Source organism: Micromonospora terminaliae, from assembly GCF_009671205.1.
GTDB classification, from domain to species: domain Bacteria; phylum Actinomycetota; class Actinomycetes; order Mycobacteriales; family Micromonosporaceae; genus Micromonospora; species Micromonospora terminaliae.
The window spans coordinates 4,854,718-4,878,173 of the sequence record NZ_CP045309.1 but is presented as its reverse complement, the minus strand read 5'-3'; the positions used below and the strand labels follow the sequence as shown (position 1 = coordinate 4,878,173).

Sequence of the window (23,456 nt, the reverse complement as noted above, 5' to 3'; positions counted from 1 at the left end):
GGCGCCCGAGCCCGCGCTCCGGCGCCCCGCCTCACTGCTCGAAGTCGAGCACCACCTTGATGTCCGTCCCGCCGGAGGTGTACGCGTCGGCGTACGAGGCGACCGGCACCCGGCGGGTGATCAGCGAGCTCAGCCAGGCCTGGTCGGCGCGGGCGAGCGCCTCCGCCGCCAGCTCCCAGTGCCGCCGGTTGGCGTTCACCGAGCCGAAGACCACGTTGTTCTCCAGCACCAGCTCCCGGTTGAGCGCCCCGGCGTCGAAGTCGATGGTCCGGCCGCCGCTGGACACCCCGGTGAGGCAGACGATGCCGTTGGTTCCGGCCTTGGTCATCGCGTCCATCACCACGACCGGTGCGCCGGTGCACTCCACCACCACGTCCGGCGCGAAGTCCAGCTCCGCCACCGTCGAGGTGTGGTACGTGGCGCCGAGCGCGCGGACCAGCTCGGGCTTGGGCCCGGTCGTGTTCCGGTCCAGCACGTGCACCGACAGCCCGCGCTGGATGCCCAGCAGCGCGGCCAGCAGCCCGATCGGCCCGGCCCCGGTGACCAGCACGCTCTGCGGCTGCCACACGGCCCGGCTGCCGATCCGCTCGATGTGGTCCCACGCCTTGGCCACCACGCTGGTCGGCTCCAGCAGCATTCCGACCGGGGCGAGCGCCGGGTCGAGCCGGACGGCGAACCGCGGCTGCACCCGCCAGCGGTCCCGGGCGAAGCCGGGCAGCCCCTTGATCCCGTGCTCGGTGTACCGGCCGTTGCGGCACATGTCCCACTCGCCGACGGCGCAGTTCGGGCAGGGCACCGGGTCGGGGTGCCGGACGATCCCGGCCACCAGGTCGCCGGGCTGGAGCGTCCCCGACGGGTCCTCCAGCACCCGGCCGAGCGACTCGTGCCCGAGCACCAGCCGCTCCTGGCCGGGCGGGGCCTCGCCGTACTCGCCCGCGATGATCTCCTGATCGGTCCCGCAGACGCCGACCGCGACGGCCTGGACCAGGATCGCGCCCTCCTCCGCGGCCGGCTCGGGCCAGTCGTCGTCGAGGCGCAGCGAGTCGGCAACTCCGGGAGCCACAGTGACAGCGCGCACGCCGTTCATCCTTCCCCGCCGGAGGCTCCCGTGCCGGGCAAAGCGGCGGATCCGGGCCCGGGGAGCGCGGACGGCCCGATACGGCTTCCGGCCGGCGGCCCTAGGATCAGCGGCATGACTCCGGAAGAGGTCGGCCGGCGGATTGTCGCGCTGCTCGCGCCCGCCGAGGCCACCACCACGGTCTCCGGCGGTCAGGGGCACGCCCGCGCCACCGTCGACGTACCCGTGGCGAGCTGGCGCGACGCGGTGCGCGCGGCGCGCGACGACGCCGAGCTGGCCTGCGACTTCTTCGACTGGCTGTCGGCGGTCGACGAGCTGGCCGAGGGCTTCGACGTGGTGGCCCACCTCTGGTCGGTCCGGCACCGGCACGGGCTGCTGCTGCGCACCCGGGTGCCGCGGGAGACGCCGGTCGTGGCGTCCGTGGTCGACGTGTTCCCCGGCGCGGCCTGGCACGAGCGCGAGACCCACGAGATGTTCGGCATCGGCTTCGACGGGCACGGCGAGCTGCGGCCGCTGCTGCTGCCGCCGGAGTTCGAGGGGCACCCGCTGCGCAAGGAGTTCGTGCTCGCCTCCCGGGCCGCCAAGCCGTGGCCCGGCGCCAAGGAACCCGGCGAGTCGGAGGCGGGCGGCGGCCGGCGGCCGATCCGGCCCCCGGGCGTGCCGGCGCCGGGGGAGTGGGGGACGACGCCCACGCCGGCCGGCGCGGCCGGGGTGGGGGAGGGCCCCCGCGGGGGTACGCCGGCCCGCCCCGCCCGGGAACGCCCCGCGCGTCCCGCTCCGGGTGAGCGGCCCACCCGCCCGGCCCGGCCCCGGCCGGCCGGCGGCGCCGAGGAGGGGGAGGGCTGATGCCGGCCTGGTTGGAACTGGTCCTCCGGGTGGTGGGTGTGCTCGTCGCGTTCCTCACCCTGCCGCTGATCGTGGGCCAGGCCGAGCACAAGGTGATGGCCCACATGCAGGGCCGGCTCGGCCCGATGTACGCGGGCGGCTTCCACGGCTGGGCCCAGCTCGTCGCCGACGGCATCAAGTTCGTGCAGAAGGAGGACGTCACCCCGCGCGAGGCGGACCGGCCGGTGTTCCGGCTGGCCCCGGCCGTGTCCCTGGTGCCCTACCTGCTCGCCCTCCTGGTCATCCCGCTCGGCCCCGGCGATCTGGTGGGCCAGCCGCTGGACATCGGCCTGTTCTTCGTACTGGCCGTGGTCGGCATCGGGGTGCTGGCGGTGCTCATGTCGGCCTGGGCCTCGGCCAACAAGTACAGCCTGCTGGGCGGTCTGCGCGGGGCGGCCCAGCTGCTCGGCTACGAGCTGCCGCTGGTGCTGGCCGCCGCCTCGGTGGCCATGGCGGCCGGCACGCTCAGCCTGCCCGGGATCGTCGAGGCGTGGCGGCCCTGGTGGCTGCTCTGGCAGGCGCCGGCCATGGTGATCTTCTTCGTGGCGGGGCTGGCCGAGATCCGGCGGCCCCCGTTCGACATGCCGGTGGCCGACTCCGAGCTGGTCTTCGGCTACATGACCGAGTACACGGGCCTGCGCTTCGCGTTCTTCCTGCTCGCCGAGTACGTGGGCATCGTGGTGATCGCCGCGCTGACCACGGTGCTCTTCCTCGGCGGCTGGCAGGGCCCGTTCGCCGACGCCCAGCTCGGCTGGCTCTGGACCCTGCTCAAGGTGTTCGCCGTCGCGTTCGTGATCATCTGGCTCCGGGTGAGCTATCCGAGGTTGCGCGAGGACCAGCTCCAGCGCCTGTGCTGGCTGGTGCTCGTCCCGCTGGCCCTGGCCCAGCTGGTGCTCACCGCCGCCGTCCGCCTGGCCATGTGAGGCCCGGCGCTCCCCACGCCGTCAGTCGACGTCGCGCAGCGGGGTGTGGGCCGGGTCGACCCGCTCGGCGGGCGGCGCGGGCTGCGGCGGCGTTCCGTCGCCGAACGGGCGGCCGCCGAGCTGCTCCCGCCCGTGCGGGGTGAGCCAGTTCGCCAGGTCCGGGCCGAGTGGCACCACCCCGGTCGGGTTGATGTCCCGATGCACCTCGTAGTAGTGCCGCTTGATGTGGTCGAAGTCGACCGTGTCGCCGAAGCCCGGCGTCTGGAACAGGTCCCGGGCGTACGCCCAGAGCACCGGCATCTCGCTGAGCTTCTGCCGGTTGCACTTGAAGTGGCCGTGGTAGACCGGGTCGAAGCGGACCAGGGTGGTGAACAGCCGCACGTCCGCCTCGGTGATCGTGTCGCCGACCAGGTACCGCTGCCCGGTCAACCGCTCGCTCAGCCAGTCCAGCCGGTCGAACAGCCGGTGGTACGCCCGCTCGTACGCCTCCTGGCTGCCGGCGAAGCCGCACCGGTAGACGCCGTTGTTGACGTCTGCGAAGACCACCGCGTTGACCTCGTCGATCTCGCCGCGCAGCCGCTCCGGGTAGAGCTCCGGCGCCCCCTTCCGGTGGTGGGCGGTCCACTCCGTCGACAGGTCCAGGCTCATCTGCGCGTAGTCGTTGGTGACCACCTGCCCGGTCGGCACGTCCACGATCGCCGGCACCGTGATGCCCCGCTCGTAGCCGGGGAAGCGCGCGAAGTAGGCGTCGGCCAGCCGCTCGATGCCGAGCACCGGGTCCCGGCCGCCCGGGGCGAGGTCGAACGTCCAGCTCCGCTTGTCGTGGGTGGGCCCGGCCACGGCCATCGAGATGGCGTCCTCCAGCCCGAGCAGCCGCCGGACGATGATCAGACGGTTGGCCCACGGGCAGGCCCGGCTGACCGCCAGCCGGTAGCGGCCCGGCTCCACCGGCCAGCCGCTCGACCCGTCCGCCGTGATCCGGGTGGCGATGTACCGCTGGTCCCGGGTGAACTCGCCGCCCGGCTCGACGTACTTGCCGCCGGTCCGGTCGAGGATCTCGTCGTTCTTGCCGCCCACGCCGCCTCCCGAGGATGTCGCCGTCCGGTCCCATCATGGTCGCTCCGCCGGCTTCCGGCAGGCCGAGTCGCGACGACCGGGGCTAGGCTGCCGCGATGACCGATGTGGAGGCGGCGGCCCGGCGGTTCATCGCCGACGTGTGGAACGCCGGCCGCGAGGAGAGCGCGTACGACCTGATTGCCGAGGACTGCCCGGGGCTGGGCGGCACCGGCCCGGAGGCCACGCTGGCCTGGCACCGCGACCGGCGGGCGTCCTTCCCCGACCTGCGCTACAAGGTCGTCGAGGTGGTGGCCGCCGGCAACCGGGTGGCGGTGCACTGGCGGGCCGCCGGCACCCAGGCCGGGCAGTTCGGGCCGGTGCCGCCGACCGGCCGGGTGGTCAGCTACTCGGGGGCGACCTTCCTGCGCTTCGACGAGAGCGGCCGGATCGCCGACGTGTGGAGCGTCAACGAGCTGTTCCAGGTTCTCCAGCAACTCGGCGTCGAGATGCTCCCACCGCTGCCGGCCACCGGCGCGTGACCGGGGCGGCGGGCGATCCGCCGGGTGGTGGTCGCGCGCGCCGGGGGCACAGGGCAGGATGGGCGGCATGAGCGAGCGCAGCGGCGTGCCCGGCGAGGGGTTGGTGAAGGGCCTGGCGGTCACGCTGAAGACGATGACCCGCCGCTCGACCACGCAGCAGTACCCGGACGTGGCCCCCGAGCTGCCGCCCCGCTCCCGCGGCGTGATCGCGCTGCTGGAGGAGAACTGCACCGTCTGCATGCTGTGCGCCCGCGAGTGCCCGGACTGGTGCATCTACATCGACTCGCACAAGGAGGAGGTGGCGGTCCCCGGGGCCGCCCGTCCCCGGCAGCGCAACGTGCTCGACAAGTTCGACATCGACTTCTCGCTCTGCATGTACTGCGGCATCTGCATCGAGGTCTGCCCGTTCGACGCGCTCTACTGGTCGCCCGAGTTCGAGTACGCCGAGTACGACATCAAGGACCTCCTGCACGACAAGGACCACCTCGGCGAGTGGATGGTCACCGTCCCGCCGCCGCCGGCCCACGACCCGCACGGCGATCCCTCGAAGGAGGAGACCACCGCCGCCCGCAAGGCCGCGGCCCCCGCCGCGCGGCCGGCCCCGGCCCGCCCGCAGCCCGATGCCGAGCAGGGCGGAGGCACGCCGTCATGACGGGTGCCGACGTGCTGCTGCTCGCCCTTGGCGCGGTGGCGGTGGGCGCGGGTGCGCTCGTGGTGGGCACCCGGCACCTGGTCCGGGCCGGGCTGTGGCTGGTGGTCTGCCTGGGCGCGCTGGCGGGCGACTACCTGGTGCTGAGCGCCGAGCTGGTGGCCTGGGTGCAGGTGCTCATCTACGTCGGCGCCGTGGTGGTGCTGCTGCTGTTCGCGGTGATGCTGACCCGGGCACCCATCGGCCCCTCCGACGACCTCGACCGGCCCGGCTGGCCGGCCGCGCTGATCGGCGCCGGAAGCGCGCTGGGGCTGGCCGTGCTGCTGGTCGACGCGTTCCGCTGGTCCCGGGTGGACCTGCCCGCCGCGGGCACCGCCGAGCGCCTCGGCGAGCAGGTGTTCCGCACGTGGGTCCTGCCCTTCGAGGTGCTCTCGGTGCTGCTGCTCGCCGCCCTGGTCGGCGCCATCGTGCTGTCCCGCCCTGACATCGGCCGCCCGGGCGCGGCGCCGCCCGCCGGCCCGGCCCGCCGCGACCGCCCGGCCGGGCCGGTCGAGCCGGCCCGCACCGAGCCGGTGGCCGTCGCCGCCGAGGAGGGCGGGCGCTCGTGAGACCGGTCATCCCGTACGTCACCGCCGCACTGCTGTTCGGCCTCGGCGTCTACGGCGTGCTGCGCCGCCGCAACGCCGTCCTCGTGCTGATGGCCGTCGAGCTGATGCTCAACGCGGTCAACCTGATCCTGGTCACCGCCGACACCACGGTCCGGGCCGCCCTGCCGCACTCCGGCCAGGTCTTCGCGCTCTTCGTGATCGTGCTCGCCGCCGCCGAGATCGGCGTGGGGCTGGCCATCGTGCTCCAGCTCTACCGGCTGCGGGCCAGCGTCACGGTGGACGACGTGCCGCTCACCGAAGCGCACGCCGGGGTGGCCGCCGACCGGGGCGAGGGGGACCGGTGACCGGACTGCTCGCGGTCGCGCTGCCCGGCGTACCCCTGGTCGCCGGCCTGCTCGGGCTGCTGCTTCCGCCGTCCCCGCGCGGGGCGGCCACCGGGGAGGACCCGGCGCGCCGCGCGGCCATCGCGCTCGGCGTGGCCGGCGCGGCGCTCGCGCTGCTGGCCGCGGTGGCGCTGCTGTTCCGGGTGAACGAGCCGGTCGAGGCCGCCACCGACTGGGTCGACCTGGGCGGGCTCCGGGTCACGCTCGGCTGGCGGCTGGACGGGGTCGCCGTGCTGGTCGCCGTGGCGGTGGCCGCGGTGGCCCTGGCCGTGCAGGTCTACTCGATCGGCTACCTGAGGCGCGGCCCGCACGACGACGTCGAGGTGGACCACCGCTACCCGCCCTACGCCGCCCAGATCAGCCTGTTCACCGCCGCGATGCTGACCGTGGTGGTCTCGGGCGACCTCATCCTGCTACTGGTCGGCTGGGAGGTGATGGGCATCTGCTCCTACCTGCTCATCGCCCACGACCGGCGGCTGCCGGAGGCGCCGGCCGCCGCCGTGAAGGCGTTCCTCGTCACCCGGGTGGGTGACGTCGGCTTCCTGCTGGGCATCGCGCTGCTCGGCGTCGGCGCGGGCAGCTTCCGGATCGCCGACGTGCTGGCCCACGACTATCCGGCCAGCACGCTCACGGCGGCCTGCCTGCTGCTGCTCGCCGGGGTGGCCGGCAAGAGCGCCCAGTTCCCGCTGCACACCTGGCTGCCCGACGCCATGGCCGGCCCGACCCCCATCTCCGCGCTGATCCACGCGGCCACCATGGTCGCCGCCGGGGTCTACGCGGTGGCCCGGCTCTTCCCGCTGTTCGCCCAGGCCCCGGCCGCCCTGGCCGTGCTCGGGGTGATGGCGGCGGTCACGCTGCTGCTGGGCGCGTTCGCGGCCACCGCGCAGGACGACATCAAGCGCGTGCTGGCCTGGTCGACGGTTTCCCAGATCGGCTACATGACCGGCGCGCTCGCCGTCGGCGCCCCGGCGGCGGCCCTGTTCCACCTGCTCACCCACGCCGCCTTCAAGGCGCTGCTGTTCCTCGCGGCCGGCGTGGTCATCCATGCCGTCGGCACCACGTTGATGTCGCGGATGGGCGGCCTGCGCGCCGCCATGCCGGTGACCTTCTGGTGCATGTTGATCGGCCTCGGCGCGCTCGCCGGCGTGCCGCCGCTGTCCGGCTTCTGGAGCAAGGACGGCGTGCTCGCCGCCGCGCAGGCCGCCGCCCTCGACGGCGCCGGCCCGGCCCCGGCCTGGGTGGGCTGGCTGGTCTGGCTGGCCGGGCTCGTCGGCGTCGCCGTCACCGCCTGGTACGCGACCCGCCTGCTGCTGCGCACCTTCCTGGGCGCGACCCGGACCCCGCTGGCCCACCCGCACGACCCGCCCGCCGTGCTGCGCTGGCCGGTGCTGCTGCTCGCGGTGCCCGCCGCGCTGCTCGGCCTGGCCGCCTTCGCGCCGTGGTTCGCCGACCGCCTGCGGGTGCCCGCAGACGCCTCCGACGAAGCCGTCGAGCTGGTCCACCTCGCGCCGAACCTGGTCCTGCCCTTCCTGCTCCTGCTGGTCGGCGCCGGTGTCGCCTGGGCCGGCTGGCGCCGCGACCCGGCCGCCGACCCGGCGCGCTTCCTGGGTCCGCTGCGGCCGGTCTTCGCCCGGGCGTTCCGGCTCGACGACGTCCAGCACGCCCTCGTCGTACGCCCGACGACGGCCCTGGCCCGGGTCGTGCGGACCGGGGACGAGTTGGGTGTGGACGGCCTCGTGGAGGGCAGCGGCCGGGCCGCGGTCGAGCTGGGTGGCGGGCTCGCCGCGCTGCACCGGGCCGCGCTGCCCCGCGCGGCGGCCGGGGTGCTGGCCGGCGCGCTGCTGATCGGCCTCGCGGTCGCCCTGATCGGAGTGACCTCATGACGTTCGGGCAGTTCCTGCTGGTCGCGGTCCTCGCGGTGCCCGCGCTGGGCGCGGTCGCGGCCGCCGCCGTCCCCGGCGACCGGGCCGGCCGGCTGGTCGGCACGGCCGCCGCCGCGCTGACCCTGCTCGCCACCCTGCCGCTGGTCGGTGGCGACCACGGCTGGTTCGGCTACGGCCCCCGGCCGGCCGTGCAGCCCTGGCACCAGCTCGACGTGCCCTGGGTGCCCGGCCTCGACCTGCGCTTCCACCTCGGGGTCGACGGCATCTCCTGGCCGCTCGTCGTGCTCACCGCGCTGCTCACCCTGCTCTGCTGCGGTTACACGCTCTGGCGGGTGCCCGGCGACGGTGGCAGCGGGCGAGCCCTGGTGGCGCTGCTGCTCGTGGTCGAGGTGGGCATCCTGGGCACCTTCCTCGCCCTCGACCTCGTGCTGTTCTTCCTGTTCTTCGAGGTCGTCCTGCTGCCGATGTACGCGATCATCGCCGGCTGGGGCGGCGACGACCGGCGCCGGGCGGCCCGCAAGTTCGCCCTCTACACGCTCTTCGGCTCGGTGCTGCTGCTGGTCGGCGTCTACGTGGTGGTCGCCGCCGCGGGCACCGCCGACCTGGTGACGCTGACCGGCGGCACCGGGCTGTCCCGGGGCACCCAGCTCGCCGCGTTCACGCTGCTGGCGCTGGCCTTCGCGGTGAAGAGCCCGCTCTGGCCGCTGCACTCCTGGCTGCCCGACGCGCACACCCAGGCACCCACCGTGGGCAGCGTGATCCTGGCCGGGGTGCTGCTCAAGATGGGCACGTACGGGCTGATCCGGGTGGCGGTCGGGGTGGCTCCCGAGGGCGCCCGCTGGGCCGCTCCGGTGCTCGGGGTGCTCGCCGTCGCGGCGATCGGAGTCGGCGGCCTGGTCTGTCTCGCGCAGACCGAGCTGAAACGGCTGATCGCCTACTCCAGCGTGGGGCACATGGGCTTCGTGCTGCTCGGGGTCGCCACGCTCACGGCCACCGGCCTCCAGGCCGCGCTCATCGGCAACATCGCCCACGGCGTGATCACCGGGCTGCTGTTCTTCCTGGCCGGGGCCATCAAGGACCGCACCCGCACCGGGTCGCTCGCCGAGCTGTCCGGGCTGCGGGAGACCGCGCCCCGGCTGGCCGGGCTGCTCGGGTTCGCGGCGGTCGCCTCGCTCGGGCTGCCCGGGCTGGCCGGGTTCTGGGGCGAGGCGTTCGCCGTGGTGGCCGCCGTCCGGCGGGGCGGCGGGCTGTGGACCACCCTCGCGGTGCTGGCCGCGCTGGGCGGGGCGCTGACCGCCGCGTACTTCCTGCGGCTGCTCCGCCGGGTCACCCACGGGCGGCCCAGCCCGGCGGTGGCCCCGCTCGCGCCGGGCCTGGCCGGGGCGGAGCTGACCGCCTGGGCGCCGCTGGTGCTGCTCGCCCTCGCCGTCGGTTTGGCCCCGGCACTGGTCCTGTCCTATTCCTCTGGGCCGGTGGGTGCCCTTTTGGGAGTGGTCACCAGGTGAGCGCGAGGAGTGCAGCGCAGCGGAGCCCCGCAGTCGCGAACGAAGGCGAGCGCAGATGAGCCTGGTGCAGAGCGTGGACAACGTGGCGCTGCTGCCGGCCTACCTGGCCGCCGGCACGGCCGTGCTGGTGCTCCTCGTCGACCTGCTGGTGGCCCGGCCCGCCGCCACGGTCGCCGTGGCCGCCCTCGGCACGGCGGGCACCGCGCTCGGCGCGGCGCTGGTCGGCGCGGCCGGTGAGCGCCGGACGTTCTGCGCCGGCCCGGACTGCTCCTGGCTCTGGACCGGGCGGGCGGCGCTGGTCGCAGTGGTCGTCGCCCTGCTCACCCTCGGCGTGCTGGCACTCTCCGGCCCGCTGCTGCGTGCCGGCCGGATTCCGGTCGGCGAGTACTGTTTCCTCCTCGCCTGCGCGATGACCGGTGGCGTGGTGCTCGGCGCGGCCGGCGACCTCATCACCCTGGTCGTGGCGCTGGAGACGCTCACCCTGCCGCTCTACGTGCTGGTCGGGCTGCGCCGGGGCAGCCTCGCCGGGGCCGAGGCGGCGGTGACCTTCTTCGTGGTCAGCGTGGTGGCCACCACGGTCACCCTGCTCGGCGCGGCGCTGCTCTACGCGGTGACCGGCAGCGTCCACCTCGACCGGCTCGGCGCGGCCTTCGCGGCCGACCGGGAGGGGCTGCTCGACCTGCCGCTGACCACGGTCGCCGTGGCGCTGGTGGTGGCCGGGCTGGCGTTCAAGGTCGCCGCGGTGCCGTTCCACGCCTGGGCACCCGCCACCTACGACGGCGCGCCGCTGCCCGTGGCGGCGTACCTGTCGACCGCCTCGAAGCTGGGTGGCGTGGTGGCCCTGCTCGCCGTGGTCCAGCGGGCGCTGCCGGCCGACGTGACCGGTCCGGTGCTGGCCCTGCTGGCGGTGCTCACCATGACCGTGGGCAACCTGGTGGCGCTGCGCCAGCGGCGTACGGTCCGGCTGCTCGCCTGGTCGTCCGTGGCCCAGGCCGGCTACATCCTCGCCCCGCTGGGCGCGCTCGCGCTGGCCGCCGGGCGCGACGCCGACGCCCGCGCCGGTGCGTACGCCGCGGCCGTCGCGTACACCGTCTTCTTCGTGCTGCTGGAGCTGGCCGCGTTCGCCGCGGTGGTGGCGCTGCGGCCCGCGGACGGTGACGGTGGCACCCTGGCCGACCTGCGCGGCGCGGCACGTCGGCACCCGTGGGTCGGTGGCGCGTTCGCGCTCGCCCTCATCGGGCTGGCCGGGCTGCCGCCCGGCCTGGCCGGCCTGTTCGCCAAGGTCACCGTGGTCCGCGCGCTGCTGGCCGGGCACGCCGGCTGGCTGGCCCTCGTGGTGGCGCTGAACGCGGTGATCGGCCTGGCCTACTACCTGCGCCTGGCCGCCACCCTCTACGCCGCGCCCGGCGGTGTGGCGGTCCGCCCGGGCCGGGTCGTGGTGCTCGCGCTCGGGGTCGCCACCGCGCTGGCCGTGGTGCTCGGTTTCGCGCCGCAACTGGTGCTCGACGTGGCGGCCCGCTGACCGGTTCGTCCCCCGGTGGGAGCCTGCCACAGCCCGCGCACAGGAATCCTCAGCCAACTTTCAGCCATGAGCAGGATGGTTGGCGGGTACCGGTGTTGTTGAACCGGTCAGCGGGCCCCGTGCGGGCGCGCGCACCGAAGGAGAGATCGTGCATCACAACCGTCTCAAGACCGCAGCGCTGCTCGGCCTGTTGACCTCGCTGATCCTCGCGGTCGGCTACTGGTTCGGCGGTAGCGGCGGTCTCGTCTTCGCCGTCGTCATCTCGTTGCTGATGAACGGCGTCACCTACTTCTACTCCGACAAGCTCGCGCTGCGCTCGATGCGGGCGCAACCGGTCAGCGAGGCACAGTTCCCCGAGCTGTACCGCATGGTCCGGGAGCTCTCCACCCAGGCGGGCAAGCCGATGCCCCGGCTCTACGTGAGCCCGACGGCGCAGCCCAACGCGTTCGCCACGGGGCGCAACCCGGAGCACGCGGCGGTCTGCGTCACCCAGGGGATCGTCGAGATCCTCGACTATCGGGAGCTGCGGGGCGTCATCGGCCACGAGCTGTCGCACGTCTACAACCGGGACATTCTGATCTCCAGCGTGGCGGCCGGCCTCGCCGGCATCATCACCGCGCTCGCCAACATCGCGTGGTTCATCCCGCTGGGCTCCTCCGACGACGAGGACGCCCCGAACCCGGCGGTGCTGCTGCTCACCCTGATCCTCGGCCCGATCGCGGCCACCCTGATCCAGCTGGCGATCAGCCGGAGCCGGGAGTTCCAGGCCGACCAGTCCGGCGCTGAGCTGAGCCGGGACCCGCTGGCCCTGGCCAGTGCGCTCCGCAAGATCCACCTGGGTACGCAGGCGCGCCCGCTGCCGCCGCAGGGCCAGCTCACCAGCACCGCGCACCTGATGATCGACAACCCGTTCAAGCGGGGTGGCGGCCTCGCCGCCATGTTCGCCACCCACCCGCCCATGGAGCAGCGGGTGGCCCGGCTGGAGCAGCTGGCCCGAAACTCCGGGCCGGTGCAGTTCCAGCGCTGACCCGTACCGACCGCCTCCGCCCGCGTCCACCCGGACGCGGGCGGAGTGGCGTGCGGGCGGGGGGTGTCCGGCCGGGTGGTGTGTCCGGCCGGGCGGTGTGTCCGGGCACAAACCGTTTCCCTCGGATACGCACCGGCGTTAGGGTCGAAACGTTTCCCGCTCGTTACACCCCTGGAGGTCGACCGTGGCCGCACTGCGCCAGTACCTGGGCGTCTGGCGGATCCCCGGCGCCCCGATGCTGCTGATCCTCGGCATCATCGGCCGGCTCGGGATCGGCATGACGCCGCTGGCGCTGCTGCTGGTGGTCGCCGAGGTCACCGGCCGCTACTCGCTCGCCGCCGTCGCGGGCGGCATCTACGCGCTCTCCGGCGCCGCGCTCAGCCCGATCGCCGGGCGCGTCGCCGACCGCGTCGGCCCCACCCCGGTGCTGCTGGCCACCGCCGTGGCCCACCCGCTCGCCCTCTTCGGGCTGCTCGGCGCCAGCCGGTCCGGGTCCGGCAGCCTCCCCCTCATCTACCTGGCCGCCGGTGTCGCGGGCGCCACGTACCCGCCACTCACCGCCGCCATCCGGGGCGCCTGGAACGACCTCACGGCCCCCGCCACCGGCCGGGCCCACCTGCGCAACACCGCGCTCGCCGCCGAGACCTCCCTCTTCGAGGTCGTCTTCGTACTCGGCCCGCTGCTGGTGGCCGGCTTCGTCCTGGTCGCCGACGCCGCCGCCGCGCTGGTCGGCGCCGCCGTGGTCACCCTGGTCGGCACCACCGCCGTCGCGCTCGGCCGGGTCATGCGCGGCTGGCGGCCGCACCCGCGCGAGCACCACGCCAAGGGCCTCGGCCCGCTGCGGGTGGGGGGCTTCCCGGCCCTGCTGCTCTGCGTCGCCAGCCTCGGCATCGCCTTCGGCGCCGCCGGCGTGATCGTCCCGGCCTTCGCGGGGAACGCCACCGCCGACGACCCGGAGAGCCTCGCCGGGGTGCTGCTCGCCGTCTGGGGCATCGGCAGCGCCCTCGGCGGCTTCTGGTTCGGGGTACGCAAGCCCGCCGCCAACATGACCCGCCAGTTCGCCTGGCTGCTCGGCGCGGTCGCGGCCAGCTTCGCCGTCTTCGCCGTGATGCCCGACCCGGCCGCGCTCGGCGTCGCGCTGGTGCTGGGCGGCGCCACCATCGCCCCCGCGCTGACCCTGGAGAACACCCTGGTCGGCCGGATCGCGCCGGCCGGCATGCTGAACGAGGCGTACACCTGGGTGGTCACCATGTCGGTGGCGGCGAGCGCCGCCGGGGGAGCGGTGGCGGGGCTCATCGTCGACCACGCCGGTGGCGTGCCCTGGGCGTTCGTCTTCGCCGGGGCGGCGGTCGCCGTCGGGGCCGCGGTCGCCGCGCCGCGCGGCGGGCCGATCGCCCGCGCCGAGGCCACCGCGGTACGCGCCGAACAGTCCCTCGTCGCCTGATCGGATTCCCGTGGGCCGGGTAAAGCCCGCGTATGTTCCTCTTCTTCTCGAACCGGGTCGGTTGCCTCGGCTCGATCCTGGTCAGCGCCGTGGTGACCGTGATCCTGCTGCTGATCTTCTCGCGCTGACCGTGGCCGGCGGCCTCAGACGCCGAGGCCGCCGACCACCGTCAGCTCCTGGCTGGTGAACTCGGTGGGGCCGGCCGCCGACCGGTGTCGATCCGGACGGCGGCCGGGCACGTGGCGTCAGCGGTAGTTCGTGAACTGGAGGGCGACCCCGAAGTCCTCGCCCTTGAGCAGCGCGATGACGGCCTGGAGGTCGTCCTTCTTCTTGCCGGTGACCCGGAGCTGGTCGCCCTGGATCTGCGCCTGCACGCCCTTCGGACCCTCGTCCCGGATCTTCTTGCTGATGGCCTTGGCCTTGTCCGAGTCGATGCCCTGGATCACCTTGGCGTCGATCTTGAAGATCTTGCCCGACGACCGGGGGTCTCCGGCGTCCAGCGACTTCAGCGAGATGTTCCGCTTGACCAGCTTCTCCTTGAAAACCTCCAGGGCGGCCCGGACGCGCTCCTCGGTCTCCGCCTGGAGGCTGATCGCCTCCTCGCCCGACCAGGAGATCTCGGCGCCGGTGCCGCGGAAGTCGAACCGCGTCGCGAGCTCCTTCTCCGCCTGGCGGAGGGCGTTGTCGACCTCCTGCCGGTCGACCTTGCTCACGATGTCGAACGACGGGTTCGCTGCCATGCTCATGCTCCTGCTGTCCGGCGGTCTGTCCTGGTCCGTCCCCCGCTGACCAGCGTGGGACCCCCTGACGGTACCCGCTTGCGCCGGTCCCGGGGACAACCGCTATCCTTGCTTCCGCCGCCGCGTCGCGACGCGGTGGGGTGCCCTGGCGGGTTGCCCGAGCGGCCAATGGGAGCGGACTGTAAATCCGTCGCGAAAGCTACAGAGGTTCGAATCCTCTACCCGCCACCAGGCAACGGCAAGGCCCTTGACCTGCGGAAACGCGAGTCAGGGGCCTTCGTCGTCTCCGACCAGCCAAGGAGGCGTCCGTGCCCGACGACGATCCGACCCAGCAGGTGTCCTCCCCGGCCGGTGCCGGGAGTGATCCGGGCGGCCGGTTCGAGCGGCTCTACGCCGACGCCGAGCGGGGCGAGGCCGTCGTCCCGTGGGACCTCGACCGGGCCCATTCGCTGCTCGCCGAGTGGACCGACCGGACCCGGCCGGACGGATCTGGTCGGCGTGCCCTGGTCGTCGGGTGCGGCTTCGGCCGGGACGCCGAACATCTGGCCCGCCTCGGCTTCGCCACCGTGGCCTTCGACATCTCTCCCACGGCGGTACGGACGGCCCGCCGTCGTCACCCGGACTCCCCGGTCCGGTACGAGACCGCCGACCTGCTCGACCCGCCGCGCGACTGGCTGGGCGGGTTCGATTTCGTGCTGGAGAGCATGAACGTGCAGGCGCTGCCGGCCGAGCTGCGGCGGCGGGCGATCCCGGCGGTCGGCCGGCTGGTCGCGCCGGACGGGATGCTGCTCGTGATCGCGGCCGGCCGGCGGGACGACGAGGCCGTCGAGGGCCCGCCCTGGCCGCTGACCCGGGCGGAGGTCGACGCCTTCGCGGCCGGCCCACTGATCCCGGCCCGGGTGGAGGAGATCGCCGCTCCCGACGGCGGGATCCGCTGGCGTGCGGAGTTCCGCCACCGCTGATGGGCCGGCCCCGGCTCGGGTGGGTATTCGCGTTCGGGTCCGCCGTCACCGGGCCGCTGCGACGATGGGCGCAGGCCAACGCAGCCGGCGCTTCCGCACCGGTCGACCTGATCCGGCAGGTGGAGAGCATGCCCAACGACTCGGACGTCCGTCCCTTTCGGCTCGACACGCCGGAGGAGGCGGTCACGGACCTGCGTCGTCGCATCGAGGCCACGCGCTGGCCCACCCGGGAGCTCGTCGATGATCGCTCGCAGGGCGTGCAGCTGGCGACGGTCCAGGAGCTGGCCCGCTACTGGCGTACCGAGTACGACTGGCGGGCGTGCGAGGCGAAGTTGAACGCCCTGCCGCAGTTCACGACCTACCTCGACGGCGTCGAGATCCACTTCATCCACGTGCGGTCGCCGCATGAGAACGCCCTGCCGCTGATCATGACGCACGGCTGGCCCGGTTCCGTCGTCGAGCTGCTCGGGGCCGTCGGCCCGCTCACCGACCCGACCGCGCACGGCGGGGCGGCCGAGGACGCCTTCCACCTGGTCCTGCCTTCGCTGCCCGGCTACGGCTTCTCCGGCGAGCCGGCCGAGCTCGGTTGGGATTCCAACCGCATGGCACGGGCGTGGGCGGAGCTGATGGGCCGCCTCGGCTACACCCGCTACGTCGCGCAGGGAGGCGACGTGGGGGCCGCGGTCACGGATGCGATGGGCCGCCAGGCGCCCGAGGGGCTGCTCGGCATCCACCTCACCCTGCTCTCCGGCGCGATCGGCATCAAGGACAAGCTGCCGGCGAAGACCGAGCAGGAACGCGCGGCGCACGAGGCGCTCGACACCTTCACGAAGGACGGCTTCGGCTACTTCCTGGAGCAGTCCACCCGGCCGCAGACGATCGGCTACTCGCTGCTGGATTCACCCGTGGGGCTGGCGGCCTGGATGCTCGACCATGACACGGACAGCTACTACAAGATCTCCCGCGCGTTCGTCGACAGCATGCCCGTGGGTGGCCTCACCCGGGAGAGCGTCGTCGACAACATCACGCTGTACTGGCTGACCGGCACCGGTGCCTCATCCGCCCGGTGGTACTGGGAGTTCGGCCGCTTCCGGGCCGCGGCCGCCGCGTCCGGCCAGGCGCCTCCACCGGTCGCGGTTCCGGTCGGTTTCACCGTGTTCCCCGGGGAGCTCTGGGCTGCCCCGCGCAGCTGGGTCGAGGCTGTCTACCCCGGCCTCGCGTACTTCAACGAGGTCGAGAAGGGTGGACACTTCGCGGCCTGGGAAGAGCCGGAGCTGTTCGCGACCGAGCTCCGGGCGGCTTTCCGGCCGCTGCGGTAGTCCGGAAGCCGCCGCGGCCCGCGGGAACCCGACCCCGGGCGCGCGAATCGGACAGGCCGAGCCTCTTGCCCGGGCATCGATGATGGTGGAGTCTGTTCGACGGGGCCGCCGCAACGCCCGCTTCGCCGTCCATTGTGGTCAAGATTCTTGATCAGCATGGCTGGTAGGCGAATCTGCTCTTACGCGCGGTTTAACCGGGAAGTCGTTGTACGCGCCTTCCGTAGCAGGCCCGGGACCGATCGTGACGGCATGCTGGGCCGGAGAGGCGGCCGCGCCGGTCGAACGGATGATTTCCCTGTCTGCCGCGCCGACGGGGCCCCTCCACCGCTTTTGCGCCCGCCCCCCGTGTGGCACGATCGTGGAACCTCCACCATCGCTGAAACTCTCTCGACAGGAGCAATCATGTCTGGTCGAAGGTTGGGCCGGCTGCTTGGCTCACTTTTCCTTCTCGCCGCCCTCGTCGGTGGTGTCGGCGGTTTCGACTTCGATGGCAACACGGGGGCCGCGCAGACCCAGGACCTCATCTGGCAGTGACCGGAGCATCCGGTCTACCCTTGTCGATCTCCGGTTGACACGAGCGTCGCGCCAGCCGGAGATCGACTCGTGCCGGTGACGGGACGGTGCGCCGCCAACGAGAAGGAGCGGCATGATCGGTCGCGGCCAGCCACGGCGCAGGTCGTCTGAGGACGCCTGGATCATCACGGCGCCGATGGCTCTGGTAGCCGTCGCCTGCGCCACGGTGACCGGCCTGCTCGCCGACCGCCCCTTCGGTGACTGGCCGCAGGCGGCGCTCTTCCTGGTCCTCATGATCGCAGCGGGATTGCCGCTGCTGAGCCTCGTCGTCCGCAGGCAGACGCTGGGCGTCACGCTGACCGAGCTGCCCCTGGTCCTGGCGCTCTATTTCCTGCCTCCGCTGACCGTGGTCGTCATCTACACGCTGGCCACGCTGATCACGCACATCCGGCACCGGCTGTCCGCGCCGAAGGTCTGGTTCAACGTCGCCCGGGCCGCGGCCGGCACCTCGCTGGCCGTGCTGCTCCTGCGGGCGCTACCGCCGATGACCGACGTGGACCCGCGGACCTGGGTGAGCATCTTCGCCGCCGTCAGCATGGTGCTGCTCGTCAGTGTCGTCAGCGTGGTCGCCGTGCACACCCTGCTGCACGGCTGGCAGACCGGCCGTGGAGCGCTGCGCAGCGCCCGCACCGCGCTGCTGACCGCGGCGATCAACGTGACGGTCGGCCTGATCATGCTGATCCTGGTCGACAGCACCTACTGGTCACTGCTGCTGCTCGCCGCGCTCGGCGCCGGCCTGGTGCCCGTCTACCGGTCCTATGCCCAGTTCTTCCGCCAGCACCGCACCCTGACCGACCTCTACGAGCTGACCCGCGCCGTCGTCGAGAGCGGGCAGAGCGGCACCCTGGCCGACGCCCTGCTCGGCCGGGTCCGCGCCCTCATGCAGGCCGAGTACGCGACGCTCTGGCTCCCGGCCCAGGGCCGGCACCCGGAGACCCTGCTGACCGCCCGGGTCGACGACCCGGGGCTGCTGGACATGGCGCACACCCCGCAGGCGCTCCGGGAGAAGGTGCGCGACACCCGCCGTACGGTGGCGGTCGGCCGGGGCGTGACCACCGACGGCGAGTTCCGCGCGGAGCTGGGGGAGCGGCGGGTCAAGGACGCCGTGGTCGTGCCGCTGCGTTCCGGCCCGGTGGTGATCGGCACCCTGGAGGTGGCCAACCGGCTCGGCGACGGCAACCACTTCACCCCGGCGGACATCGCGGTCTTCGAGACCGTCGCCGCGCACGCCGCGGTCGCCCTGGAGAACTCCCGCCTCGTCGACCGGCTCCGGCACGACGCCGAGCACGACACGCTGACCAAGCTGCCCAACCGCCGGCGGGTCACCGCGGCGGTGACCGAGGCCGTCCGGATCGCGGCGCCCGGCGAGGTGGTGGCGCTGCTGCTCTTCGACGTCGACCGGCTGCGCCAGGTCAACGAGTCGCTCGGCCACGCGGCCGGCGACAAGGTGCTCATCGAGGTGGCCGAGCGGCTGCGCGCCTGCGCGCCCTCCTCGGCGCTTGTCGGCCGGGCCGGTGGCGACGAGTTCCTGGTGATGCTGCGCCTGGAGAGCGCCGAGGCGGCGCTGGAGCTGGCCGGCCAGCTGCGCGAGCAGATCCGCGACGAGATGGTCTTCGACGCGCTCACCCTGGACGTGGACACCGCGGTCGGCGTGGCGGTGCACCCCGACCACGGCAGCGACGCGGTGACCCTGCTCCAGCGGGTCGACCTGGCGGCCACCGCGGCCAAGTCGGTCCCGGGCAGCGTCCAGCTCTACAGCCCGGCCCTGGAGTCGCGGTCGCTGCGCCGGCTGGGACTCGCCGGCGACCTGCGCCGCGCACTGGACGACCGGGAGCTGGAGGTCTACTTCCAGCCCAAGGTCACCCTGCGGGACCGGCGCCTGGTCGGCGTGGAGTGCCTGGCGCGCTGGGAGCACCCGGCCCACGGCACGGTGGCCCCGGACGACTTCGTGGCGGTGGCCGAGCACACCGGCCAGCTCGGCCGGCTCACCGAGTTCGTGCTGCGGGAGAGCCTGCGGCGCAGCCGGGACTGGAGCCACGGCGAGCAGGCGCTCGCCGTCTCGGTCAACCTGGCCGCCCGGACGCTCACCGACCAGCACTTCCCGGCCCTGGTGCGGGATCTGCTCGAGGAGTACGCCGTACCGCCGCAGCGGCTCACCCTGGAGATCACCGAGGCCGGGGTGCTCGACGGCACCGAACGTCCCATTCCGACCCTGAAGCGCCTGCGTGACCTCGGCGTCCGGCTCTCGGTGGACGACTTCGGCACCGGCAACTCGTCCCTGGCCCAGCTGCGCCGGCTGCCCGTGCACGAGGTCAAGGTCGACCGCTCGTTCGTGCAGGGGATGGCGACCGACCCCGGCGACCTGGCCATCGTCAACGCCGTGGTGACGCTCTCACAGCAGTTCGGGCTGGCGGTGGTCGCCGAGGGTGTGGAGAGCGAGCTGACCCTGGAGCTGCTCCAGGACATCGGCTGCGAGATCGGCCAGGGCTTCCTGTTCAGCCGGCCCCTGCCGTACGAGCGGCTGGAGGCCTGGTTCGGCGCCCAGGTCGACCCGGAAACGATCGCGGCGGGCGAGCTTCCGCGGCTGCGCGTCGTGCCCTGAGCTGCGTGGACGCGGCAACGGGGGATCCGATTTCACCTCGGGGTCGGGGTCGTGTACTGTTTCCTCTGCGCGGCGCCCCACGGGGTGATCGGGCAGGCCCCCTTAGCTCAGTCGGCAGAGCGTCTCCATGGTAAGGAGAAGGTCTACGGTTCGATTCCGTAAGGGGGCTCAGAGGGTCCGGCTGGACCCGCCACGGCGGTGTAGCTCAGATGGCAGAGCAAGCGGCTCATAATCGCTGTGTCGCCGGTTCAAGTCCGGCCACCGCTACTCTCGTCCTCCGGGCCCGCCCGGTGGTCGGCGGGATGGGCGCCACAGGCGCCCACTTTGCATGTTCGCGTAGTCAGCGCGTAGGCTGATGCGCCGTAGTTGTTATCCGTGAGCGAGGAAGGCACTCCGCCGTGGCGAAGGCGACCGATGTCCGGCCGAAGATCACTTTGGCGTGTGTGGAGTGCAAGGAGCGCAACTACATCACGCGCAAGAACCGCCGCAACGACCCGGACCGCATCGAGCTGAAGAAGTTCTGCCCCCGGGACGGCAAGCACACCATCCACCGCGAGACCCGCTGACCCGCGGCCGGCACGGCCGGTCCGCAGCCAGCTTCCGAACGCCGATCCGCACGGACGGCGGCCCCCGAGCCGCCCGACCGTACGGATCGGCGTTCGTGCTTTCCGTGTAGGTTCGCGGCATGTCCCTGGACCCGTCCTTCGTCGGCCGGACCTATCCGCCGACCGCCCCCTACCAGGTGGGCCGAGAAAAGATCCGTGAGTTCGCCACCGCCGTCGGCGCGACCGACCCGGCCCACCACGACCCGGCGGCCGCCCGGGCGCTCGGCCACCCCGACGTGGTGGCCCCGCCGACCTTCCCGGTGATCGTGACCATGGCCGCCGGCCAGCAGATCGTCGAGGACCCGGCGCTGGGTGTCGACTACAGCCGGGTGGTGCACGGTGACCAGCGCTTCGCGTACACCCGGCCGGTGGTGGCCGGGGACGAGCTGGTCTGCGTGAACACCATCGAGGAGGTCACCAACCGGGGCGGGCACGGCTTCCTGACCACCCGCACCGACGTGAGCACGGTCGCCGGCGAGCCGGTGGTCGCGGTCTGGTCCAAGATCGTCGTACGCGGGGAGGCCTGAGGACATGGAACTGCCCACCCAGACGTACCGGGTGACCCGCGCCGACCTGGTCCGCTACGCGGGCGCCTCGGGCGACTTCAACCCGATCCACTGGAGCGACCGCACCGCCACCAAGGTCGGCCTGCCCGGGGTCATCGCTCACGGCATGTTCACGATGGCCCTGGTCGGCCGGGCGCTCACCACCTGGGCCGGCGCGCCGGACGCGGTGGTCGACTTCAACGTCCGCTTCACCCGGCCGGTGGTCGTGCCGGACACCGACGAGGGCACCGAGGTGGTGGTCTCCGCGGTCGTCAAGGAGGTCACCGAGGACGGCCTGACCAGGCTCGACATCACCGCGACCTGCCTGGGGGAGAAGGTGCTGTCGCAGGCTCGGGCGCTCCTCCGGACAGCCCGCTGAGGATCCGTTCGACCTGGGAGGGGTGGACCGGTTGGGAAAGTCGCACGACTACCCGTACACTGGTCCGCCGTGGGGCAAGTGACCCCTGCTCGGCACCCTGTGTCCGGGCGGGGTGAGTTGCCGCACAGGGGTGTAGCTCAATTGGCAGAGCAGCGGTCTCCAAAACCGCAGGCTGCAGGTTCAAGTCCTGTCACCCCTGCGCCTCAGGCCTGACCGTTCCCGTGGGTCGCGCCGCCGCAGGGCGGCGCCCGGCCCGTGGTGGTGGCATCGGCGGGGTTGGTTCCGAGGCATTCGGGGCCCTCCCGGTCGGTCCGCCGGCCGCGGCCCGTCGCGGGACGGTTGGTCCGGCCGGCGTGACCACACGCCGCGCACGCCGTCCGGCGTGCGACCCGATATCCCGCACGGAGGGCGAAGTGGCCGAGAGCAAGCGGCGCGGCGAGGACGCCGGCGACGAGCGTCTGGACGACGACGCGACCGTCGACGGCGTGGCCGACGACGACGCCACCGACGCGGACGAGCCGGTCTCGCGGGGCGGCACCGCCACCCGTAAACGGGCCCGCGCCGATTCGACCGAGGGCCGGAAGACCCGGAAGGACACCGAGCGGATCGGGCTGTTCGCCCGCATCGCGCGTTTCTTCCGCGAGGTCGTGGCCGAACTGCGTAAGGTCATCTGGCCGACCCGCAAGGAGCTGCTGACCTACACGGCCGTGGTGGTCACCTTCGTCACGGTCATGTTGGCGATCGTGGCCGGCCTGGACTACGGCTTCGCGAAGGCGGTGCTGTGGGTCTTCGGCAACCCCAGCTGACCTGCGGACAGCGATAGTGACGGAAGTGAGCGAGCGTGCCTGAGTACGACGAGACCGCCGAGACCCCGGACGAGCAGTCCACGGTGGCGACGGCGGCCAACGATGAGTCGGTCGAGGCCGCCAGCGAGCCGGAGTTCCCGACCACCGAGCCCGCCCCGGACGAGGACTTCGACCCGGTCGCCGAGCTGCGCCAGAAGCTGCGGTACGCCCCCGGCGACTGGTACGTGGTGCACTCCTACGCCGGCTACGAGAACAAGGTCAAGACCAACCTCGAGACCCGGATCACCTCCCTCGACATGGAGGACTTCATCTACCAGGTCGAGGTGCCGACCCGGGAAGAGGTCGAGGTCAAGAACGGCAAGCGGTCGCAGGTCCAGGCGAAGGTCTTCCCGGGCTACATTTTGGTCCGGATGGAGCTGACCGCCGAGTCCTACTCCTGCGTCCGGAACACCCCGGGGGTCACCGGCTTCGTCGGCGCGACCGACCGGGCCGACCGGCCGGCGCCGCTGAGCCTCGACGAGGTGCTCAAGTGGCTGGCCCCGGCGGTCGAGACCGAGCAGAAGAAGGCCAAGCCCGAGGTCAAGGTCCTCGACTTCGAGGTCGGCGACTCGGTCACCGTCACCGACGGCGCCTTCGCCTCGCTGCCGGCGACGATCAGCGAGATCAACGCCGACCAGCAGAAGCTCAAGGTGCTGGTGTCGATCTTCGGCCGGGAGACCCCGGTCGAGCTCAACTTCAACCAGGTCGCCAAGATCTGACGTACGTCCGCACCGGCGGTGGCCTTCCCGGCCGGCCGCCGGTGCGTCGTTTTCGCCGTCCGCCGGACCTCGGCGGTATGGGTGGCACGAGGCTGCGCTACCCTAGAACGTCGGCTGTCCGCACCGCGCTGACCGTGCGCGCCCGCGGGCCGGCGAAAATCCCAGTTCCAAGCCCCAGGAAGAGACATGCCTCCGAAGAAGAAGCTCGTCAAGACGTTCACGCTTCAGCTGCCGGCGGGCCAGGCCACCCCGGCGCCGCCGGTCGGCCCCGCCCTCGGCCAGCACGGCGTGAACATCATGGAGTTCTGCAAGTCCTACAACGCGCAGACCGAGTCCCAGCGGGGCGACATCGTCCCCGCCGAGATCAGCGTCTACGAGGACCGCACCTTCACCTTCGTGCTGAAGACCCCGCCCGCCGCCCGGCTGCTGATCAAGGCCGCCGGCGTGCAGAAGGGCTCGGGCGTCCCGCACACCCAGAAGGTCGGCTCGGTGACCCGCGCCCAGCTGCGCGAGATCGCCGAGAAGAAGATGGCGGACCTCAACGCCAACGACATCGACCAGGCTGAGAAGATCATCGCCGGCACCGCCCGGTCGATGGGCCTGACCGTCGCCGACTGACCTCGGTCGACCCGCTCCACCCGGATCAGTTCGTGGGAGGGCCGCGC

The 23,456-nt window shown here is 73.1% G+C and carries 24 protein-coding genes and 4 tRNA genes; 24 read left to right on the top strand and 4 right to left on the bottom strand.

Features of this window, described 5'->3' with window-relative positions; all coding sequences use genetic code 11:
* Positions 1 to 31 precede the first annotated feature (31 nt).
* A complete protein-coding gene (locus tag GCE86_RS22365) occupies positions 32 to 1,078 on the bottom strand; it encodes a glucose 1-dehydrogenase (protein ID WP_208818035.1) in 1,047 nt (348 codons plus the stop codon).
* A gap of 114 nt (positions 1,079 to 1,192) precedes the next feature.
* Here GCE86_RS22365 and GCE86_RS22360 point away from each other — a divergent pair, with 114 nt between their 5' ends.
* Together GCE86_RS22360 and nuoH are read left to right on the top strand one after the other, a co-directional pair.
* Entirely contained in the window at positions 1,193 to 1,924 is a 732-nt protein-coding gene (locus GCE86_RS22360; protein WP_239543163.1) for an NADH-quinone oxidoreductase subunit C, read from the top strand.
* Positions 1,924 to 2,886 (top strand): NADH-quinone oxidoreductase subunit NuoH, encoded by a 963-nt coding sequence (gene nuoH / locus GCE86_RS22355; protein WP_154228746.1) that lies wholly within the window; start codon positions 1,924 to 1,926, stop codon positions 2,884 to 2,886. Before GCE86_RS22360 ends, nuoH begins: the two co-directional genes overlap by 1 nt.
* Positions 2,887 to 2,907: 21 nt before the next feature.
* Here the strand turns inward: nuoH and GCE86_RS22350 are convergent, their stop codons facing one another.
* A complete protein-coding gene (locus tag GCE86_RS22350) occupies positions 2,908 to 3,963 on the bottom strand; it encodes a glutathione S-transferase family protein (RefSeq protein ID WP_154228745.1) in 1,056 nt (351 codons plus the stop codon).
* Positions 3,964 to 4,058: 95 nt separating this feature from the next.
* Between GCE86_RS22350 and GCE86_RS22345 the strand changes: the two genes are divergently transcribed.
* The 9 genes from GCE86_RS22345 (at position 4,059) to GCE86_RS22305 (ending at position 13,502) form a co-directional block, all read left to right on the top strand.
* Positions 4,059 to 4,481, top strand: a complete 423-nt coding sequence (locus GCE86_RS22345; RefSeq protein ID WP_154228744.1) for an ester cyclase — start codon at positions 4,059 to 4,061, stop codon at positions 4,479 to 4,481.
* Positions 4,482 to 4,539: 58 nt separating this feature from the next.
* A complete protein-coding gene (locus GCE86_RS22340; protein WP_154228743.1) occupies positions 4,540 to 5,133 on the top strand; it encodes a NuoI/complex I 23 kDa subunit family protein in 594 nt (197 codons plus the stop codon).
* Positions 5,130 to 5,738 carry an NADH-quinone oxidoreductase subunit J family protein gene (locus tag GCE86_RS22335; protein WP_154228742.1) on the top strand — a complete coding sequence of 203 codons (609 nt, stop codon included), beginning with the start codon at positions 5,130 to 5,132 and terminating at the stop codon, positions 5,736 to 5,738. The genes GCE86_RS22340 and GCE86_RS22335 overlap by 4 nt, the downstream gene beginning before the upstream one ends.
* Positions 5,735 to 6,082 (top strand): NADH-quinone oxidoreductase subunit NuoK, encoded by a 348-nt coding sequence (nuoK, locus tag GCE86_RS22330; protein WP_154228741.1) that lies wholly within the window; start codon positions 5,735 to 5,737, stop codon positions 6,080 to 6,082. Before GCE86_RS22335 ends, nuoK begins: the two co-directional genes overlap by 4 nt.
* Complete coding sequence (locus tag GCE86_RS22325) at positions 6,079 to 8,004, top strand: NADH-quinone oxidoreductase subunit 5 family protein (protein WP_154228740.1); 1,926 nt, start codon at positions 6,079 to 6,081, stop codon at positions 8,002 to 8,004. The genes nuoK and GCE86_RS22325 overlap by 4 nt, the downstream gene beginning before the upstream one ends.
* Positions 8,001 to 9,509, top strand: a complete 1,509-nt coding sequence (locus GCE86_RS22320; protein WP_154228739.1) for a complex I subunit 4 family protein — start codon at positions 8,001 to 8,003, stop codon at positions 9,507 to 9,509. The genes GCE86_RS22325 and GCE86_RS22320 overlap by 4 nt, the downstream gene beginning before the upstream one ends.
* 55 nt (positions 9,510 to 9,564) lie before the next feature.
* Complete coding sequence (locus tag GCE86_RS22315; protein ID WP_154228738.1) at positions 9,565 to 11,031, top strand: NADH-quinone oxidoreductase subunit N; 1,467 nt, start codon at positions 9,565 to 9,567, stop codon at positions 11,029 to 11,031.
* 148 nt (positions 11,032 to 11,179) lie between these two features.
* A complete protein-coding gene (gene htpX, locus GCE86_RS22310) occupies positions 11,180 to 12,058 on the top strand; it encodes a zinc metalloprotease HtpX (protein ID WP_154228737.1) in 879 nt (292 codons plus the stop codon).
* A gap of 184 nt (positions 12,059 to 12,242) precedes the next feature.
* Entirely contained in the window at positions 12,243 to 13,502 is a 1,260-nt protein-coding gene (locus tag GCE86_RS22305; RefSeq protein ID WP_154228736.1) for an MFS transporter, read from the top strand.
* Positions 13,503 to 13,747: 245 nt separating this feature from the next.
* Here GCE86_RS22305 and GCE86_RS22300 read toward each other — a convergent pair whose 3' ends face one another.
* Entirely contained in the window at positions 13,748 to 14,242 is a 495-nt protein-coding gene (locus tag GCE86_RS22300) for a YajQ family cyclic di-GMP-binding protein (RefSeq protein ID WP_132180567.1), read from the bottom strand.
* Between the two features lie 147 nt (positions 14,243 to 14,389).
* Here GCE86_RS22300 and GCE86_RS22295 point away from each other — a divergent pair.
* From GCE86_RS22295 to GCE86_RS22285, 3 genes are all read left to right on the top strand, one after another.
* Positions 14,390 to 14,473: transfer RNA gene (locus GCE86_RS22295), tRNA-Tyr, on the top strand.
* A 77-nt stretch (positions 14,474 to 14,550) separates the two neighbouring features.
* Positions 14,551 to 15,204 (top strand): class I SAM-dependent methyltransferase, encoded by a 654-nt coding sequence (locus tag GCE86_RS22290; RefSeq protein ID WP_154228735.1) that lies wholly within the window; start codon positions 14,551 to 14,553, stop codon positions 15,202 to 15,204.
* Between the two features lie 128 nt (positions 15,205 to 15,332).
* The gene (locus tag GCE86_RS22285; RefSeq protein ID WP_154228734.1) at positions 15,333 to 16,523 is read left to right on the top strand and encodes an epoxide hydrolase family protein; all 1,191 of its coding nucleotides are present in this window, start codon (positions 15,333 to 15,335) and stop codon (positions 16,521 to 16,523) included.
* Positions 16,524 to 16,958: 435 nt separating this feature from the next.
* Here the strand turns inward: GCE86_RS22285 and GCE86_RS31700 are convergent, their stop codons facing one another.
* Positions 16,959 to 17,261 (bottom strand): hypothetical protein, encoded by a 303-nt coding sequence (locus tag GCE86_RS31700; RefSeq protein WP_163636909.1) that lies wholly within the window; start codon positions 17,259 to 17,261, stop codon positions 16,959 to 16,961.
* Here GCE86_RS31700 and GCE86_RS22280 point away from each other — a divergent pair.
* The 10 genes from GCE86_RS22280 (at position 17,170) to rplK (ending at position 23,409) form a co-directional block, all read left to right on the top strand.
* Positions 17,170 to 19,698, top strand: coding sequence for a putative bifunctional diguanylate cyclase/phosphodiesterase (locus GCE86_RS22280; RefSeq protein WP_154228733.1), 2,529 nt, complete (start codon positions 17,170 to 17,172; stop codon positions 19,696 to 19,698). The genes GCE86_RS31700 and GCE86_RS22280 overlap by 92 nt on opposite strands.
* Positions 19,699 to 19,794: 96 nt before the next feature.
* Positions 19,795 to 19,867: transfer RNA gene (locus tag GCE86_RS22275), tRNA-Thr, on the top strand.
* A 25-nt stretch (positions 19,868 to 19,892) separates the two neighbouring features.
* Positions 19,893 to 19,965 (top strand) — tRNA-Met (locus GCE86_RS22270).
* A 131-nt stretch (positions 19,966 to 20,096) separates the two neighbouring features.
* A complete protein-coding gene (rpmG, locus tag GCE86_RS22265; RefSeq protein WP_067301359.1) occupies positions 20,097 to 20,264 on the top strand; it encodes a 50S ribosomal protein L33 in 168 nt (55 codons plus the stop codon).
* 119 nt (positions 20,265 to 20,383) lie between these two features.
* Positions 20,384 to 20,830 (top strand): MaoC family dehydratase N-terminal domain-containing protein, encoded by a 447-nt coding sequence (locus tag GCE86_RS22260; RefSeq protein ID WP_154228732.1) that lies wholly within the window; start codon positions 20,384 to 20,386, stop codon positions 20,828 to 20,830.
* Between the two features lie 4 nt (positions 20,831 to 20,834).
* On the top strand, positions 20,835 to 21,227 hold the full coding sequence (locus GCE86_RS22255; protein WP_154228731.1) for a MaoC family dehydratase: 393 nt from the start codon (positions 20,835 to 20,837) through the stop codon (positions 21,225 to 21,227).
* 126 nt (positions 21,228 to 21,353) lie between these two features.
* Positions 21,354 to 21,426, top strand: a tRNA-Trp gene (locus GCE86_RS22250).
* 214 nt (positions 21,427 to 21,640) lie between these two features.
* Entirely contained in the window at positions 21,641 to 22,033 is a 393-nt protein-coding gene (gene secE, locus GCE86_RS22245) for a preprotein translocase subunit SecE (protein ID WP_154228730.1), read from the top strand.
* A 35-nt stretch (positions 22,034 to 22,068) separates the two neighbouring features.
* Positions 22,069 to 22,791, top strand: coding sequence for a transcription termination/antitermination protein NusG (gene nusG / locus GCE86_RS22240; RefSeq protein WP_046567240.1), 723 nt, complete (start codon positions 22,069 to 22,071; stop codon positions 22,789 to 22,791).
* A gap of 186 nt (positions 22,792 to 22,977) precedes the next feature.
* Positions 22,978 to 23,409 (top strand): 50S ribosomal protein L11, encoded by a 432-nt coding sequence (gene rplK / locus GCE86_RS22235; protein WP_091570017.1) that lies wholly within the window; start codon positions 22,978 to 22,980, stop codon positions 23,407 to 23,409.
* The last annotated feature ends 47 nt before the right edge of the window (positions 23,410 to 23,456 follow it).